General features: G+C 73.9%; 16 protein-coding genes and 1 riboswitch. Of the genes, 11 read left to right on the plus strand and 5 right to left on the minus strand.

The features are described from left to right. Positions 1-12: 12 nt before the first annotated feature. Positions 13-549 (minus strand): hypothetical protein, encoded by a 537-nt coding sequence (locus ACIQBJ_RS14855; protein WP_400708852.1) that lies wholly within the window; start codon positions 547-549, stop codon positions 13-15. A gap of 101 nt (positions 550-650) precedes the next feature. Beyond that, a riboswitch (ZMP/ZTP riboswitch) is annotated at positions 651-737 on the plus strand. 102 nt (positions 738-839) lie between these two features. Between ACIQBJ_RS14855 and ACIQBJ_RS14860 the strand changes: the two genes are divergently transcribed. The 3 genes from ACIQBJ_RS14860 to ACIQBJ_RS14870 all read left to right on the plus strand — a co-directional run bounded on the left by ACIQBJ_RS14860 (position 840) and on the right by ACIQBJ_RS14870 (position 3,583). Next, entirely contained in the window at positions 840-1,673 is an 834-nt protein-coding gene (locus tag ACIQBJ_RS14860) for a bifunctional 5,10-methylenetetrahydrofolate dehydrogenase/5,10-methenyltetrahydrofolate cyclohydrolase (protein WP_400709770.1), read from the plus strand. 107 nt (positions 1,674-1,780) lie between these two features. Continuing rightward, positions 1,781-2,959, plus strand: a complete 1,179-nt coding sequence (locus ACIQBJ_RS14865; RefSeq protein WP_400708853.1) for a nucleotidyl transferase AbiEii/AbiGii toxin family protein — start codon at positions 1,781-1,783, stop codon at positions 2,957-2,959. Positions 2,960-2,968: 9 nt separating this feature from the next. Continuing rightward, positions 2,969-3,583, plus strand: a complete 615-nt coding sequence (locus tag ACIQBJ_RS14870) for an MBL fold metallo-hydrolase (protein WP_400708855.1) — start codon at positions 2,969-2,971, stop codon at positions 3,581-3,583. Between the two features lie 95 nt (positions 3,584-3,678). On the opposite strand, the gene ACIQBJ_RS14875 is transcribed toward ACIQBJ_RS14870, so the two are convergent. Together ACIQBJ_RS14875 and ACIQBJ_RS14880 are read right to left on the minus strand one after the other, a co-directional pair. Continuing rightward, a complete protein-coding gene (locus ACIQBJ_RS14875; protein WP_400708857.1) occupies positions 3,679-4,443 on the minus strand; it encodes a glucose 1-dehydrogenase in 765 nt (254 codons plus the stop codon). A 58-nt stretch (positions 4,444-4,501) separates the two neighbouring features. Continuing rightward, positions 4,502-5,218 carry a TetR/AcrR family transcriptional regulator gene (locus tag ACIQBJ_RS14880; RefSeq protein ID WP_400708859.1) on the minus strand — a complete coding sequence of 239 codons (717 nt, stop codon included), beginning with the start codon at positions 5,216-5,218 and terminating at the stop codon, positions 4,502-4,504. A 151-nt stretch (positions 5,219-5,369) separates the two neighbouring features. Between ACIQBJ_RS14880 and ACIQBJ_RS14885 the strand changes: the two genes are divergently transcribed. Together ACIQBJ_RS14885 and ACIQBJ_RS14890 are read left to right on the plus strand one after the other, a co-directional pair. After that, a complete protein-coding gene (locus ACIQBJ_RS14885; protein ID WP_400708861.1) occupies positions 5,370-6,467 on the plus strand; it encodes a phosphatase PAP2 family protein in 1,098 nt (365 codons plus the stop codon). A gap of 371 nt (positions 6,468-6,838) precedes the next feature. After that, positions 6,839-7,033, plus strand: coding sequence for a hypothetical protein (locus ACIQBJ_RS14890; protein ID WP_400708863.1), 195 nt, complete (start codon positions 6,839-6,841; stop codon positions 7,031-7,033). Between the two features lie 53 nt (positions 7,034-7,086). Here the strand turns inward: ACIQBJ_RS14890 and ACIQBJ_RS14895 are convergent, their stop codons facing one another. Both ACIQBJ_RS14895 and ACIQBJ_RS14900 read right to left on the minus strand, forming a co-directional pair. After that, on the minus strand, positions 7,087-7,461 hold the full coding sequence (locus tag ACIQBJ_RS14895) for a hypothetical protein (RefSeq protein WP_400708865.1): 375 nt from the start codon (positions 7,459-7,461) through the stop codon (positions 7,087-7,089). A gap of 114 nt (positions 7,462-7,575) precedes the next feature. Continuing rightward, positions 7,576-8,046, minus strand: a complete 471-nt coding sequence (locus ACIQBJ_RS14900; RefSeq protein ID WP_400708866.1) for a hypothetical protein — start codon at positions 8,044-8,046, stop codon at positions 7,576-7,578. A gap of 243 nt (positions 8,047-8,289) precedes the next feature. On the opposite strand from ACIQBJ_RS14900, the gene ACIQBJ_RS14905 reads away from it, so the two are divergent. From ACIQBJ_RS14905 to ACIQBJ_RS14930, 6 genes are all read left to right on the plus strand, one after another. Beyond that, positions 8,290-8,712 (plus strand): hypothetical protein, encoded by a 423-nt coding sequence (locus ACIQBJ_RS14905; protein ID WP_400708867.1) that lies wholly within the window; start codon positions 8,290-8,292, stop codon positions 8,710-8,712. Between the two features lie 630 nt (positions 8,713-9,342). Further along, positions 9,343-9,864, plus strand: a complete 522-nt coding sequence (locus ACIQBJ_RS14910) for an SMI1/KNR4 family protein (RefSeq protein WP_400708869.1) — start codon at positions 9,343-9,345, stop codon at positions 9,862-9,864. A gap of 143 nt (positions 9,865-10,007) precedes the next feature. Then, positions 10,008-10,406: a hypothetical protein gene (locus ACIQBJ_RS14915; protein WP_400708871.1), complete on the plus strand. Its 399-nt coding sequence runs from the start codon at positions 10,008-10,010 to the stop codon at positions 10,404-10,406. A 186-nt stretch (positions 10,407-10,592) separates the two neighbouring features. Then, complete coding sequence (locus ACIQBJ_RS14920; RefSeq protein WP_400708873.1) at positions 10,593-11,222, plus strand: SMI1/KNR4 family protein; 630 nt, start codon at positions 10,593-10,595, stop codon at positions 11,220-11,222. A gap of 301 nt (positions 11,223-11,523) precedes the next feature. After that, positions 11,524-13,188: an acyclic terpene utilization AtuA family protein gene (locus ACIQBJ_RS14925; RefSeq protein WP_400709773.1), complete on the plus strand. Its 1,665-nt coding sequence runs from the start codon at positions 11,524-11,526 to the stop codon at positions 13,186-13,188. Further along, the gene (locus tag ACIQBJ_RS14930) at positions 13,185-14,783 is read left to right on the plus strand and encodes an acyl-CoA carboxylase subunit beta (RefSeq protein WP_400708875.1); all 1,599 of its coding nucleotides are present in this window, start codon (positions 13,185-13,187) and stop codon (positions 14,781-14,783) included. Before ACIQBJ_RS14925 ends, ACIQBJ_RS14930 begins: the two co-directional genes overlap by 4 nt. Positions 14,784-14,847: the final 64 nt, after the last annotated feature.

A 14,847-nucleotide genomic window follows, 5' to 3' on the forward strand; every position in this document is an offset into this window, starting at 1 on the left:
GACCGGGATCTGTCAGATCGGGCCATCGGCCGGGACGGGCCCGGCCGGACGGTCGATCCGGTCCGGCAGCGGCTCGAACGGGGGGTCGGCGGGGCGGGCCCGGAACACGGGGGAGGAGCCGAAGACGCTCAGGTGCCCCCGGAGGCTGCGGTACACGGAGACGCCGAAGCCGTCGGGGCTCTCCCCGCCCGCCGTCCGCGGGTGCCGGTCGACGAGCCGGGTCCGCCAGCCCCACTGCCGCCAGGCCGCCAGCACCGCTCCGAGCAGCGGATCGGCCCCGGCGGCCGCGGCGGCCGCCGCCTCCTCGGCGGAGGCGAAGGGCTCGACCCCGAGCACCCAGTAGGCGGCCCGCAGGTACGCGGCGTCGTCGCGCTCGCCCGGCTCGTACAGCACGTCGTCGGCCGGCACGACCCGCTCGTTGCCGAAGACCGCCGTCGGCAGCCCGGGGTGCCGGTGGACCAGCGCCGTCCCGGCCGGCAGCGCCCGCAGGGTTCCGGTGAGGTGGCGCAGCAGCAGCCCGCGCGCCTGGGTCTCGGTCAAGTCCCGCATCCGAAGGGCTCCTTGTCGACGCGCCGTCCGGTGAGTATGCCCCGCGGGGGCGGCCGGGGACAGCCGAGGGCGGACGGGAACGACCGGGCCGGGTAGGGTGGGCGGCAGGCCGTGACTGGCGCACAGGGTGGAGTACCACCGGGGAGCGGCCCGACGCCTCGTCGCTGCCGCGCGCCTGGGCGACCCCTCCACGAGCCCGGGAGCGCCGAGCCATGACGCACACCTCCGACCCCACGACGCAGACCTCCGACCCCACGACGCACGAACCCGCCCCGCAGCAGGCGCGGTTGATGGACGGCACCGGCCCGGCCCGCCGGATCACCGAGCGGACGGCGGCGGACGCGGCCGCGCTCCGGGAGCGGACGGGCGTCGCCCCGTGTCTGGCCACCGTCCTGGTGGGCGAGGACCCGGCGTCGGTGACGTACGTCCGGATGAAGCGGGCGCGCTGTGCGAAGGCCGGGATCGAGTCCCGGCACGTGGCGCTGCCCGCGAGGGTCAGCACGGCCGAACTCGTCGACACGGTGGGGAAGTTGTCGGCCGACCCGACGGTGCACGGCATCCTGCTGCAGCACCCCGTCGGGCCGCACATCGACGAGCGGGCGGCGTTCGAGGCGATCACCCCGGCCAAGGACGTGGACGGCGTCACCATGCACTCCTTCGCCGCGATGGGCTTCGGCCTCCCCGGGTTCGCCTCCTGCACGCCCGGCGGCATTCTCCGGCTGCTCGACGAGTACCAGGTGGACCTGCGCGGCAAGCACGCGGTGGTGGTCGGCCGCAGCGCGATCCTCGGGAAGCCCGCCGGGATGCTGCTGCTGGGCCGGGACGCCACGGTGACGTACTGCCACTCCCGGACCCGCGACCTGCGCGCGATCGTCCGCGAGGCGGACGTCCTAGTGGCGGCGGTCGGCCGGGCCCGGTTCCTCGCCGGCGAGGACGTCAAGCCCGGCGCCGTGGTGATCGACGCGGGCTACAACGAGGGCAACGTCGGCGACGTCGACTTCGAGTCGGCCCGCACCCGGGCCTCGCTGATCACCCCCGTCCCGGGCGGCGTCGGCCCGATGACCATCGCCGTCCTGCTCGCCCAGACGGTCGAGGCCGCCACCCGCCAACTCGCCACCGCCTGACGGCCGTTCACCGGCCCGGCCGACCCGCCGCACCGGCGCTGTCGGCCGGGCCGGTTACGCTCCCGCCACACCACCCGCGAGGCGGGGAGAGAGGCGGCCCGAGCCCGATGAGCAGCGACCCGCGACGCCAGCGGCAGGCCCGGTCGGCCGGGCAGGCCCGGCGGACCCGCCCGGCCCGACACCCGGGGCAGCCGTGGGACGCCCGGCGGGCCCGGCGCGCCGTGCTCGACCACCTGCTCGCGCTGCTCGCCGCCTCGCCCTGGTCCGAGACCCTGGTGCTGCGCGGCAGCATGGTGATGCCCGCCTGGGTCGGCCCGGCCGCGCGCGAGCCCGCCGACCTGGACTTCCTGGTCCCGCCGTCCACCCTGGTCCCGATCGACGTCCTCGACCCGTACCCGTACCTGCCCGACCTGGCCGCCGTCCAGCAGTGGCCGGAGGCCGCCGACGGGGCCGGGGCCCACCAGATGTGGGAGTTCGAGGAGTTCGACACCGGCGGCCTGCGCGCCCACCTCCCGCCCGAGGGCCTGCACTGGGTGCCGGAGGCCGAACCGGAGACCACCGGCCCGGAGGAGGTGCTGCGCGAACTGGTCGAACGCCACCCGCAGGTCGCCCCGGGCCTGCGCCTCGACCCGGCCTCCGTCCGGGAGACCGGCACCTGGGCGTACGACGACGAGAACGTGCCCGGCGTCGGCATCGAGATCCGCTGGACCACGAATGACACCGGGGACACCGGCGGCGCCGGAGACGCCGGAGACGATGAGAACACCGGCGACACCGGGGACGCTGACCGCACCGGCCCGGAGGGCACCGTCACGGTCGACTTCGCCCGCGACGAACGGATGCCCGCCCCGCCCGTCCGCACGGCCGTCCCGCGCGGCAACGGCACCGGCACGACGGTGGTCCGCACCCCGAGCCCCGAACTCGCGCTCGCCTGGAAGCTGCTCTGGCTGCACGCCGACGGCGAACGCGCCCGCGCCAAGGACCTGTACGACGCCGTCCTGCTCGCCGAACACTGCGCCCGCACCCTCGAACCGGCCCTGCTGCGCCGCGTCCTGGCCCGCGAACCCGGCCACCCGGGCACGCTCGCCACCGCCCTCCCCGCGCCGCCCGCGGACTGGGCCGACCTGCTCGCCGCGCACCCCGGCCACCCGGTGCTGCACGGTTCGGCCGAGCAGTGGGCCGCCCGCTTGCACGCCGCGCTCGCCCCGCCGGCCTCACCGGCCGACGGTCGGCGGGGCGAGCGGGGGCCGGAAAACCCGGGGCGCCGCGCCCCGACCGATCGGTAGGTTGGCGTCATGCGCCTGACGAAGTACGCCCACGCCTGCGTCCGGATCGAGGACGGCGACCGCTCCCTGCTGATCGACCCGGGGTGCTGGACCGACCCCGCCGCGTTCCACGGCGTCCGCGCCGTGCTGATCACGCACGAGCACGGCGACCACCTGGACGACGAACTGCTGGCCGCGGCCCGCGCCGCGCAGCCGGAGCTGGAGGTGTACACCCACCCGGCGCTGGCGGCCGAGATCGGCGGCCGCCCGGTCGAGGTGGGGGAGCGCTTCACCGCGGGCGGGTTCGAGGTCCGCGCGGTCGGCGGGCGGCACGCCGTGACCATCGACAACCACCCGGACTGCGCGAACCTCGGCTACCTGGTCGAGGGCGTCTACCACCCGGGCGACGCCCTGCACGTCCCGGACGAGGAGGTCCGCGCCCTGCTGCTGCCCGCCTCCGGGCCCTGGCTGGCGCTGCGCGCGGCGATCGAGATGGTGCGCGCCGTCCGCCCCGAGCACACCTTCCCGATCCACGACGCCAACCTCAGCGAGATCGGCATGGAGAACTTCGACGGCTGGCTCGGCGAGGAGCGCGCCACCCGCTACGCCCGGATCGCCCTCGGCGCCTCCGCCGACCTCCCCTGACGAACCTTCAGCGGCTGACGGCCCCTCGCTGACAGCCCGTCAGCGAGGGGGCCTCACCGACGGGCTCTCACCGACGGGCCTTCAGCGACTGGCCTTCACTGGCCCATCACGTAGCGGACGGTGGGCCCGGCGGTCCAGCCGCCGTCCACCGCCAGCTCCGCACCGGTGACGTAGGACGCCGCGTCGGAGAGCAGGAAGACCGCGGCGGCCGCGATCTCCGGCGCCTCGCCGACCCGGCCCATCGGGGTGTTGGGGTAGTTGCCCTCACCCCGCTGGATGCCGGTGGACGCCGTCATCGGGGTGTACGTCATGCCCGGGTGCACCGAGTTGACCCGGATGCCGTCCACGCCCAGCTCCACCGCGCCGATCTTGGTCAGGCCGCGCACGCCCCACTTGGACGCCCCGTACCCGGCCGTCAGCGCCAGGCCCATCAGCCCGGCCGCCGAGGAGATGTTCACCACCGAGCCGCCGCCCGCCGCGCGCAGCGCCGGGACGACGGTCTTCATGCCGATGAACACGCCCGTCAGGTTGACGTCGAGCACCCGGCGGAAGTGCTCCACCGACTCCTCCACCAGGAAGCTGCCGGTCGAGATGCCCGCGTTGTTGACCAGCCCGTGCACCGCGCCGAACTCGGCCTGCGCGTACGCCACCACCTCGGCCCAGTCCCGCTCCGAGGCGACGTCGTGGTGCCGGTAGCGGGCCCGCTCGCCCAGCTCCGCCGCGACCGCCGCGCCGTCCTCGTCCAGCACGTCGGTGATCACCACGTTCGCCCCGGCCGCGACGGCCTGCCGGGCCGTCTCCGCGCCCAGCCCGCGGGCCCCGCCGGTGATGACGACGGTCTTGCCGGACAGCTCGTTCATGACTTGCTCCTCGCATGGTGGGCCACGGCCGGGACCGGCCGCCGCCCGGTGGTTCGGGTCACTGCTCCGCCGCCTGCTCCGCCGCCGGCTGTGCCGCTCGGCGCTTCGGCGGCCGGGGGAGCGGCGCCGTCAGCAGGGCCGCGCAGACCGCGACCAGGTCGGCCAGGTACGCCTCGTCCCCGGTCAGGGTGGGCTCGCCCGCGGTCAGCTGCCGGGCCCGTTCGGCGAGCGCGGCGCCGACCAGGGTCAGCGCCAGGTCGATCCGCTCCAGGCGCACCGGCTCCGGCGCCACCCGCCCCAGCGGCGGTTCCAGGGCCAGGATCAGCCGCCAGTACAGGGTGCCGGCCAGGCCGGGGTGCGGCTGCCGCTCCCGGATGCCGCTGCGGTGGCTGACCTGGGTGGAGATCCGCAGGCAGGCCCGGCCGCGCTCGGTGGCCAGCTCGGTCGCCTCGGCGTCCACCAGCGCGGCCAGCAGCTCGTCGAGCGGCTGCCCCTCGGGCTCCGGCAGCCGGGCGGCGAGCGCCCGCTCGGTGCGCTGCTGCCGCTCCGCCATCACGGCCTCCAACAGCCCTTCGCGCGAGCCGAAGTGGTACTGCACCGCCGACGGATTGGCCTGCCCGGCCTCCCGGACCACCTCGCGCAGCTGCGCACCGTGCACGCCGTCCGCCGCGAAGCGCCGCTCGGCGGCGCGGATCAGCCGCTCCCGGGTGGAGCCCCGGTGCTCGTCCTGCCGTTGGTCCTGCTGCTCGTCCTGCCGTTCGGATGCTCTTGGCATACAAACAGATTAATACTCGACATTATTAATGTCCACCATGAGATCGGTCGGCGGTCGAACGACCCCTGCCTGTAGCCGCCTGTGAACTCGCTGGGAACCCCGCCGTGCGGCAGGAGGAATCTCCAAGACGCCCTTGCTAACTTCAGGACGCATGATCGACTCGTCCCCTTCGGCAACCCGGTCACGTTCCCTGGCGCACCACGGGCTGGCCCGGCTCAAGCCACGCCACCTCGCCTGGCCCCTGTTCGCCCTGGCGTTCTGGCGCTACCTGGCGGTCTACGGCCTGCCCTACGCCAACGACGTGGTCTTCCTCTGGCTGATCGCCGCGCTGGTCGCGGCGTCCGTGCACAGCGGCGGCCGCAAGGGCTGGTTGCGCGTCCTGCGCGACTGGGTGCCGGTGATGGCCGTGGTCTGGACGTACTCCCTGCTCCGCGGCTACGGCTCGCACACTCCCTGGCCGCCGCACTACGCCCCGCAGATCGCCTTCGACGAGGTGCTCGGCTTCGGCGAGACCTGGACGGTGCGCCTGCAGCACTGGCTGTACCACCCCGGCGACCCGCAGTGGTACGACTACGCCGCCGTCGCCGTCTACATGTCGCACTTCTTCGCCGTCTTCGTGATCCTCGCCGTGCTGTGGAAGCGCGACCACGCCCGGTTCCGCCGCTTCCTCTCCTGCTACCTGGCGATCACCTTCATCGGCTTCGTCACCTACCTCCTCTATCCGGCCGACCCGCCGTGGCTGGCCGCCCTGGAGGGCCACCTGCCCGCCGTCAACCGGGTCGTCGCCACCGTCCTCGACAACAGCGGCCTGCACCGGGCCGGCACCATCTTCGAGAACGGCAGCAGGTTCGCCAACGACGTGGCCGCGATGCCCTCGCTGCACGCCGCCTACCCGATGATGATCGCCCTGGTGTTCTGGCCGAAGGCCGGCCGGGCGCTGCGCGTCCTGCTCGCCGCGTACCCCCTGGCGATGGCGTTCACCCTGGTCTACGGCGCCGAGCACTTCATCATCGACATCCTGGTCGGCTGGGCCTACGCCTGGGCGATGGTCGCCCTGATGAACCGGATCGCGGACCGCTGGACGGCGCGCCGCGCCGCCCGAGAGGGCGCCGGTGCCCCGAGCGCCACGGACGCCGCCGGCTCCGCCCCGGCCGACGCGCTCGCCCCCGCGGCCCCTGCGGCCACCACGGGCCCCGCAGCCTCCGCGGCCCAGGCCGTCCCGCGTCCCGCCACCACCCGGACGGGCTGAGCGGGTCCGCCCCCGAGGGCCCCGGTCCGGCACCGCCGGACCGGGGCCCTCCCGCCTCTCCTCCCGCCTCTCCTCCCGCCGATCCGCGCGCGGTGAGCGAATGCTGGGAACATCCTGGACGTTCGCCGGGAATCCGCAGGGGGACGTTCGCGCTGGTGGGCCGCCCGGGTGAAGCTGACGGGCCGTCAGGACCGGTTCCCCCGGCCCCCGGAGACCGGCTGCGGTGAAGGCTTTGCCAATCCGTGGCGGAGTCTTGTTCCGTGCCCCGGTAGCGTCGTGCGGAGCCCAGCAGGAGGACCCACCATGGCCGTACCCCACGCACCGTCCACGCCCGGCGGGCACCCCCGAGCCGCCGCCCTGCCGACGGCCCGATGATCTCCGGCCACCTCGCCGCACCCGCCCTCTGGGCGCTCCTGACCCCGCTGGGCGTTCTGCTCTCCGGCGTCGGCCTGGCCTCGACCATCCGCATCCGCCCCGGCGCCGACCGGCCCCGCGACCACCTGCTCGGCCCGCTGCTGATCGCCACCGGCATCCTGGTCGCGGGCCTCGGCCTCTGGTTGCTCTGAAACGGCCCCGGCCGGTGCCGGCGTCCCCGCTGCCGCTGTCGCTCGCTGCCCCGCTACGGGGTCGGTCCCTCCCCGACGGGCACGGCGGCGTCCCGCGCCCCGGGCCCGGTGAACCAGTGGCCGATCGAGGTCCACCGGAACCGCTCGCGCCAGGCCGGCTCCCCGGCGACCCAGCCCACCACGGCGGCCGTCGCCCGCTCCGCCGACACCGTCAGCGTCCGGTAGTGCTCCGCCGGAACCCCGTCCCGGTACTCCACCTCGAAGACGCCGTCCTCCCGCAACCGGACCTGGACGTACCAGTCGCCCGCCGGCTCGTCCGGCCCGAACCGCTCGACGATCAGGAAGGAGTCGCCGCGCTGCAGGTTCGCCACCATCAGGCCCAGGGCGGTCGGCCCCGGGTCGCGCATCGACAGTCCGCGCTCGGTCATCGCGTGAAGCATGCGTGGAGCATGCCGCACCTCACCGACAATCCCGCCACCGGGGTGCCCGCCCGCCGGCCCGTCACCACCCCGACCGGCCAAGGACGGTGACGGACCGTCCGCTCATCCCGCCGCCCCGTCCAGCACCGACAGCTCGCCCACCGCCAGCAGCAGCTCGAACGGGAACTCCCGGTCCGCCTGCCCGACCGCCAGCCCCACCCACCGGGCCGCCCCGGGCAGGGGCCAGCACAGCAGCCGGACGGCCACCATGGCGAGGTACCCCAACGGCTCCGGCACGTCCTCCTCCGGGTCCTCCGGAAACATGTACGGCGCCAGCTCGACCTGCCGCGGCGCCCCCCAACGGCTCGTCAGCACGGCCGCCAGCGCGTCCCGGGCCGCCTCGATCTCCTGCTCGGCCGGCTCGACGACCTCGGCACCGCGGTCCTCCCAGAAGTCCCGACTCTCCCGCAGCGCCACCACCCAGTACCCCGGCCCGCCCCACTCCGCCCCACCCGGCCCGGGCCGCACCTCCGCCACCGGGAACGGCAACCCGCTCAACCGCTCGACCACCGCCCACTCCGCGGCCGACACCACGACAGCCTCCCCGCCCTCCGCCACCGGCCCGCCCCCTGCGCATCGTCCCCAGCAACGAAGTACCGCTGGAGAACACCCCCACCCGGCATCCTGACACCACCCCCCGACACCACCCGGCCACCCCACCACCCCTCACCCCGTCGCCCCTCCCCTCCCCGCCGCCGTCCGTCGCCGATGGCACACTGTCCGAACGTCGATCAGGAGTCGCGGCCGAGGCCCGCGACCGTCGGAGGGGACACCGCAGTGAGCGTGATCGTGGAGTTCTTCGCAGCCCCGGACGACGCCTCCGCCGCACTCGCCGCACCGACCGGCCCCGGCCGCGCCCTCCCCGCCCGCCGCTTCGGCAACTTCGACGCCGAGGGCGCGATCCTGGAGTGGGAGAGCGCACTGACGGGCGACACCGTCGAGGCACTGATCGAGGCCGACGAGCCGCGCTGGCTCACCGACCCCGACAACAGCGGCTGCCTGGTCCTCGCCCTCTCCCCGCGCCTGACCACCGCCCTGGCCGCAGCCGCCCCGGCCCAACTGGACAGGACCGTCGGAGCCTGGACAGCAGAGGACCCCGACCTCGCCCCGGAGACCGCCGCCGAGATCCTCACCGAGGTGGCCGCCCTGGCCACGACCGCCCACCACAACGGCGACTCCCTGTACTGCTGGACCGCCTGACCCGACGGACCGACAACCGACCACGACCGCCGACAACCGGAGCGGGCAGCCGTACTCGTCGAAGTCGTAGCCGTACTCCGCACGCCCTGCCGACCACGACCGACGAGTACGAGAGCGTGCGGCTCAACTCATTCTGATCATTCTGAAGCGATCGGCCGAGGCAGGATCACTCCTCGTACCACTGCTCCGCCCCGAGCCGGGCCTCGCTGATGGCGGTGCCGCCGATACGGTCGGTACGCGCCGGCACACCGAGGCCGTTGTCGATGAGGCGCCTGACGGCGTCGGCCCCGACGGCGGTGGCCGGTCGAGTGGGCCGCGGCCCTGTTCCCACCCCGGGTAGTGCGCGCGGACACCGGCAACCTCGAAGCGCTCCTCGACCGGCCGCTCCTCCGCAGGGTCACCCTGGCCCTCCCGGGGGGTGCCCGCGGGGAAGGGGTGATAGGTGCCGCGCGACGATGCCGCCTCCCCGCCCAGGGCGGACGACACCTGATCCGGCGTCATCCCGGAACGATCGGTCGATCACGAGTCCTTGCCGTGCGATCCTGGCCGCTACAACCGGTCGGCCTTTCGTATGCCGCCGGTGCGGGGGCTCCAACCGGGGCATCCGCAGTCGGGCGGAAGGGCACAGGGGTGGCATTGTTGTCGGAGGTCCGGTCGCTGCTGGGCGAGCCCGGGGTCAACCGGTCGTACCCGGAGCCGTGGGCGGAGATGGAGCGGGAGTTCGGGGTCGAGCTCCCGGCGGACTTCCGTGAAGTCGTGGACGCCTACGGGTCGGTCCTGATCAATGATCAGCTGTACCTGGAGCACCCGGCCGGTCCTCTCCCGCACAACCTTCAGAAATCCGTCCGCGACAACCTCGATTTCTGGGAGGAGGAGGACTCGACAGAGTTCCTCCCGGGACCGGTGGGGGCAGGGCCCGGCGAGTTGATGCCGATCGCGACAGGCCGGACGAGCGAGACGGTTTTCCTCCGCGTTCCGGCCGGGCCCTCGTCGCCCTGGCGCGTCCTCGTCCAGGAGTTCGACAGCTTCTCCTGGGCCCTCTACGAAATGACGTTCGGCGAATGGCTGTTGGCTTACCTCCGCGGCGAGGACGTGATGGCGGGCTCCCGCAACTTCGGGTCCGACGGAGCTTTCTACGAGCCTCTGCCCTGAAACCCCGCGCACCCTCGCCCACCGGTCTGTCAGACTGCCGCGCAGCGGCAAGACCAATGGCCACAGAAGTCGGACCAGAGCCCTGAGAAGTGAACGAAGCCACCCGCGGCAGCTGCGCCGTGCCGCGTAGACCTCCGCGCGCGGTGCGCACCGCCAACCGCGCCGCGCACGAAAACCTCGGCACGCTGCTGATCGGCACCTGCCCGGGCCCGCCGGCCTGCGGGGCCCTGCACAGCTACCTCTTCGTCGACGGCCTCGACCTGATCACCCGCACCAACGCCACCGCCCTCGGCGCCCCGCCCGCCGACCTGCTCCGCCCGGGCGGCCCACTCCACCCGACCGACCGTCCCCGGACGGTCCGGGTGACCGTCGCGGACGACGACGCCGAAGTACGGTTCCAACTCCACCTCCGCGGCCGGACGGTGATCTGGAGCGACCTGGCGTACCCGGACGCCGACGGCCACCTCGTCGAGGAAGTCCGCTTCGACCTGCCCAGGTACCTCGCCGAACTCGAACGCGCCGCCCTCCGCTTCGGAGCGTGATCAAAAATCCCCGACGGGCGACGGCCCGCCTGCGGCAGACTGACGGCCCCAGGGAGACGGAGAGATGAAAACATGGGCAGGACAAGGCAGTTCCGGGCAAGGACACGACTGCGTACCGGACGGCCGAACGGCGCCATCCGCCTCGGGGCTGCGCCATGGAGAGCAGCGTCGGACGGCGGTGCCTGAGTGAACACCGACGACCGCGACCGGTGCACCGGCGATCCCTCCCTGCCGCCACCGCCACCGCCACCGCCACCGCCACCGCCACCGCCGCTGACCGAGGCCGAAGTCGCCGAGGCCGAGGGGCAGTTCGGGGTCTCCTTCCCGACGGAGTACCGCACCTACCTGCTGACCGTGAGCGCGGGCCTGGCCGTCGCCCGGCTCGAACGGACGGAGCAGGGCTGGCGTTGGGCGGGGGACGATCCGGTGCGGCGCGGGCTGCTGGCGCTGCCCTTTCCCCACCCCGACTCCTACGTCGCGGCCGACGACGAACTGTACGGGCGCCGCCCCGGGCCGGAGGACTTCCCCGACGAGCAGTCCTACGACCGGGCCCGTTGCGGCTGGTCCGAGGAGTGCGACGACTTCGAGGACCGGAAGACGGCGGGCGCGATCGTCGTCCAGGAGCACGGCTGCGGTTTCAGCACCCTGCTGGCGATCACCGGCCCGTTGGCCGGCACCATGTGGTGGGACGGCCGGGCCACCTGCGAGCTGATCCTCCCGCTGTCCCTCGACCACTCGGGCGGCGCGGAGCCCGTCACCTTCGGCCAGTGGCTGGGCCGCGACTCCTGGGGCCTGCTGCCGCCCGGTTGGGGGTGACGGCGGCCGGGCCCACCTCCGCCGGTGGCCGATTCTCGCGCCGCGCCCACGCCCGCAGCCCTCCCCGGCGAGAAAAACAAGCACGCGTGCTTGATTTGTCGCCGCTCCGGTGACACGCTCGGTCGCGGCCGGACCCGCCCGGGGCCGCCGGTGCGGACCGTCGACCGGCCAGGCCGTTCACCGGGTGAACGGCCGTGCGGTGCAGGCGAGTCGGGCGAGTCGGGCGAGTCGGGGAGGTTTCGTGCTGCGGATCGGCAACGCGTCGGGGTTCTACGGCGACAGGTTCGGAGCGTTCCGCGAGATGCTCGCGGGCGGCCCGCTGGACGTCCTGACCGGCGACTACCTGGCCGAGCTGACCATGCTGATCCTGGCCCGCGACCGGCTGCGCGATGCGGGGCTCGGCTATGCCAGGACCTTCCTGCGGCAGGCCGAGGAGTGCCTCGCGCAGGCGCTCGACCGCGGCGTGCGGATCGTGGTCAACGCGGGCGGCCTCAACCCGGCCCGGCTCGCCGACGCGCTCGGCGAACTCGCCGAACGGCAAGGTCTGAGCGTCCGGATCGGCCACCTCACCGGCGACGAACTCCTGCCCAGGGCAGCCGAGTTCGGCTGGACGGGGGAGGGCGCCGACCCGCGGCCGCTGCTCGCCGCCAACGCTTACCTGGGCGCGTACGGGATCGCCGAGTGCCTGCGCGGCGGCGCGGACGTGGTGGTCACCGGGCGGGTCACCGACGCCGCCCTGGTGGTCGGCCCGGGCATCGCCCACTACGGCTGGACGCCCGCCGACCTGGACGCCCTCGCCGGGGCGGTGGTCGCCGGACACGTCCTGGAGTGCGGCGCGCAGGCCACCGGCGGGAACTACGCGTTCTTCACCGAGCACGACACCGACCACCCGGGCTTCCCGATCGCCGAACTGCACGCCGACGGCAGCAGCGTGATCACCAAGCACCCGGGCACCGGCGGCGCGGTCACCGTCGAGACCGTCACCGCCCAACTCCTGTACGAGACCGGCGGACCGCGCTACCTCGGACCGGACGTCACCGCCCGCCTGGACACCGCCGTCCTCACCCCGGACGGCCCCGACCGGGTCCGGATCACCGGCGTCCGCGGCGAGGCCCCGCCCGCCACCCTCAAGGTCGGCCTCAACCGGCTCGGCGGCTACCGCAACGAGCTGGTGTTCGTCCTGACCGGACTCGACATCGAGGCCAAAGCCGCCCTCGTCCAACGGCAGTTGACCCGCGCCCTGACGGCCGCCGACGTCCCTTCCCAGCCCGCCGAACTGCGCTGGACGCTGGCCCGCACCGACCACCCGGACGCCGACACCGAGGAGGCCGCGAGCGCCCTGCTCCGCCTCACCGCCCGCGACCCGCAGGAACACCGGGTCGGGCGCGCCCTCACCGCCGCCGCCGTCGAACTCGGACTGGCCGGCTACCCGGGTTTTCACCTGACCGCCCCGCCCGGAAAGCCCACGCCCTACGGGGTGTTCGAGGCGAAGTACGTGGACGCCAAGGCGGTCGAACAGGTGGCCCACCTGCCGTCCGGCACCCGAACCACCGTCTCCGCACCAGAACTGACCCACCCTCAGGAGCGAACCTCCGAGCCCGAGTTGCCGCCGCCACCGGACCCGGACCCGGGCCCGACCCGCCGGGCGCCGCTCGGCCTGGTCGCCGGGGCCCGCAGCGGTGACAAGGGCGGCGACGCCAACCTCGGGGTCTGGGCCCGCAGTGAGGCCGGCTGGCGCTGGCTGGCGCACACCCTCACCGTCGAGCGCCTGCGCGAACTGCTCCCGGAGACGGCCGACCTGGCGGTGGAACGGCACCTGCTGCCGAACCTGCGGGCGGTCAACTTCACCATCCACGGCCTGCTCGGCGAAGGCGTCGCCGCCCAGGCCAGGTTCGACCCCCAGGCGAAGGCGCTGGGGGAGTGGCTGCGCTCGCGCCGGCTCGACATCCCGGAGGCCCTGCTGTGACCGTCCTGCCCACCCGGCTCGACCCCGCCGCGGCCGAGCACGCCGCCAACCGCGCCACGATGCTGGCCAAGCTCGCCGAACTCGACACCGAGCACGCCAGGGCGCTGGCCGGCGGCGGCCCCAAGTACGTGGAGCGGCACCGGAGTCGGGGCAAGCTGCTGGCCCGCGAGCGGATCGAGCTGCTGCTCGACCCGGACTCCGCGTTCCTCGAACTCTCCCCGCTGGCCGCCTGGGGCAGCGACTACCCGGTGGGCGCGGCACTGGTCACCGGCATCGGCACCGTCGCCGGGACCGAGTGCGTGATCACCGCCAACGACCCGACCGTGCGCGGCGGTTCGTCCAACCCGTGGACGCTCCGCAAGGCCCTGCGGGCCAACGAGATCGCGCTGCGCAACCGGCTCCCGCTGATCAACCTGGTCGAGTCCGGCGGCGCCGACCTGCCCAGCCAGAAGGAGATCTTCATCCCGGGCGGCGCGCTGTTCCGCGACCTCACCCGGCTCTCCGCGGCCGGGATTCCCACCATGGCGGTGGTGTTCGGCAACTCCACGGCGGGCGGGGCGTACGTGCCCGGCATGTCCGACCACGTGATCATGGTGAAGGAGCGGGCCAAGGTGTTCCTCGGCGGCCCGCCGCTGGTGAAGATGGCCACCGGCGAGGAGTCCGACGACGAGTCGCTCGGTGGCGCCGAGATGCACGCCCGCACCTCCGGACTCGCCGACCACCTCGCCCTGGACGAGCCCGACGCGCTCCGACTGGCCCGCCGGGTCGTGCACCGCCTCAACTGGCACAAGTCAGGCCCCGCGCCCAGGAGTTGCTACGAGCCGCCGAAGTACCCGGAGGACGAGCTGCTGGGCATCGTCCCCGGCGACCTGAAGGCCCCTTTCGACCCGCGCGAGGTGATCGCCCGGATCGTCGACGGCTCCGACTTCGACGAGTTCAAGCCCCGCTACGGCAGCAGCCTGGCCACCGGCTGGGCCGAACTGCACGGCTACCCGGTCGGCATCCTCGCCAACGCCCAGGGTGTGCTGTTCAGCGCGGAGTCGCAGAAGGCCGCACAGTTCATCCAGCTCGCCAACCAGCGCGACATCCCGCTGCTCTTCCTGCACAACACCACCGGCTACATGGTCGGCCGGGAGTACGAGCAGGGCGGCATCATCAAGCACGGCGCCATGATGATCAACGCGGTGTCCAACAGCACCGTCCCGCACCTCTCGGTTCTGATGGGCGCCTCCTACGGCGCCGGCCACTACGGCATGTGCGGCCGCGCCTACGACCCCCGCTTCCTGTTCGCCTGGCCCAGCGCCAAGTCCGCCGTCATGGGCCCCCAGCAACTCGCGGGCGTCCTCTCCATCGTCGCCCGCCAGTCCGCCGCCGCCAAGGGCCAGCCGTACGACGAGGACGCCGACGCCGCCATCCGCGCCATGGTCGAGCAGCAGATCGAGGCCGAGTCGCTCCCCGTCTTCCTCTCCGGCCGCCTCTACGACGACGGCGTCATCGACCCGCGCGACACCCGCACCGTCCTCGGCCTGTGCCTCTCCGCCATCCACAACGCCCCGGTGGAGGGCGCCCGCGGCTACGGCGTCTTCCGGATGTGACACCACCACGCGTCAGTTACACCCTCTAACGCCAGTGATGCTGCGACGCGCCAGCAACACCCTC

The organism is Kitasatospora sp. NPDC088391, from assembly GCF_044753345.1.
Taxonomy (GTDB): Bacteria; Actinomycetota; Actinomycetes; order Streptomycetales; family Streptomycetaceae; genus Kitasatospora.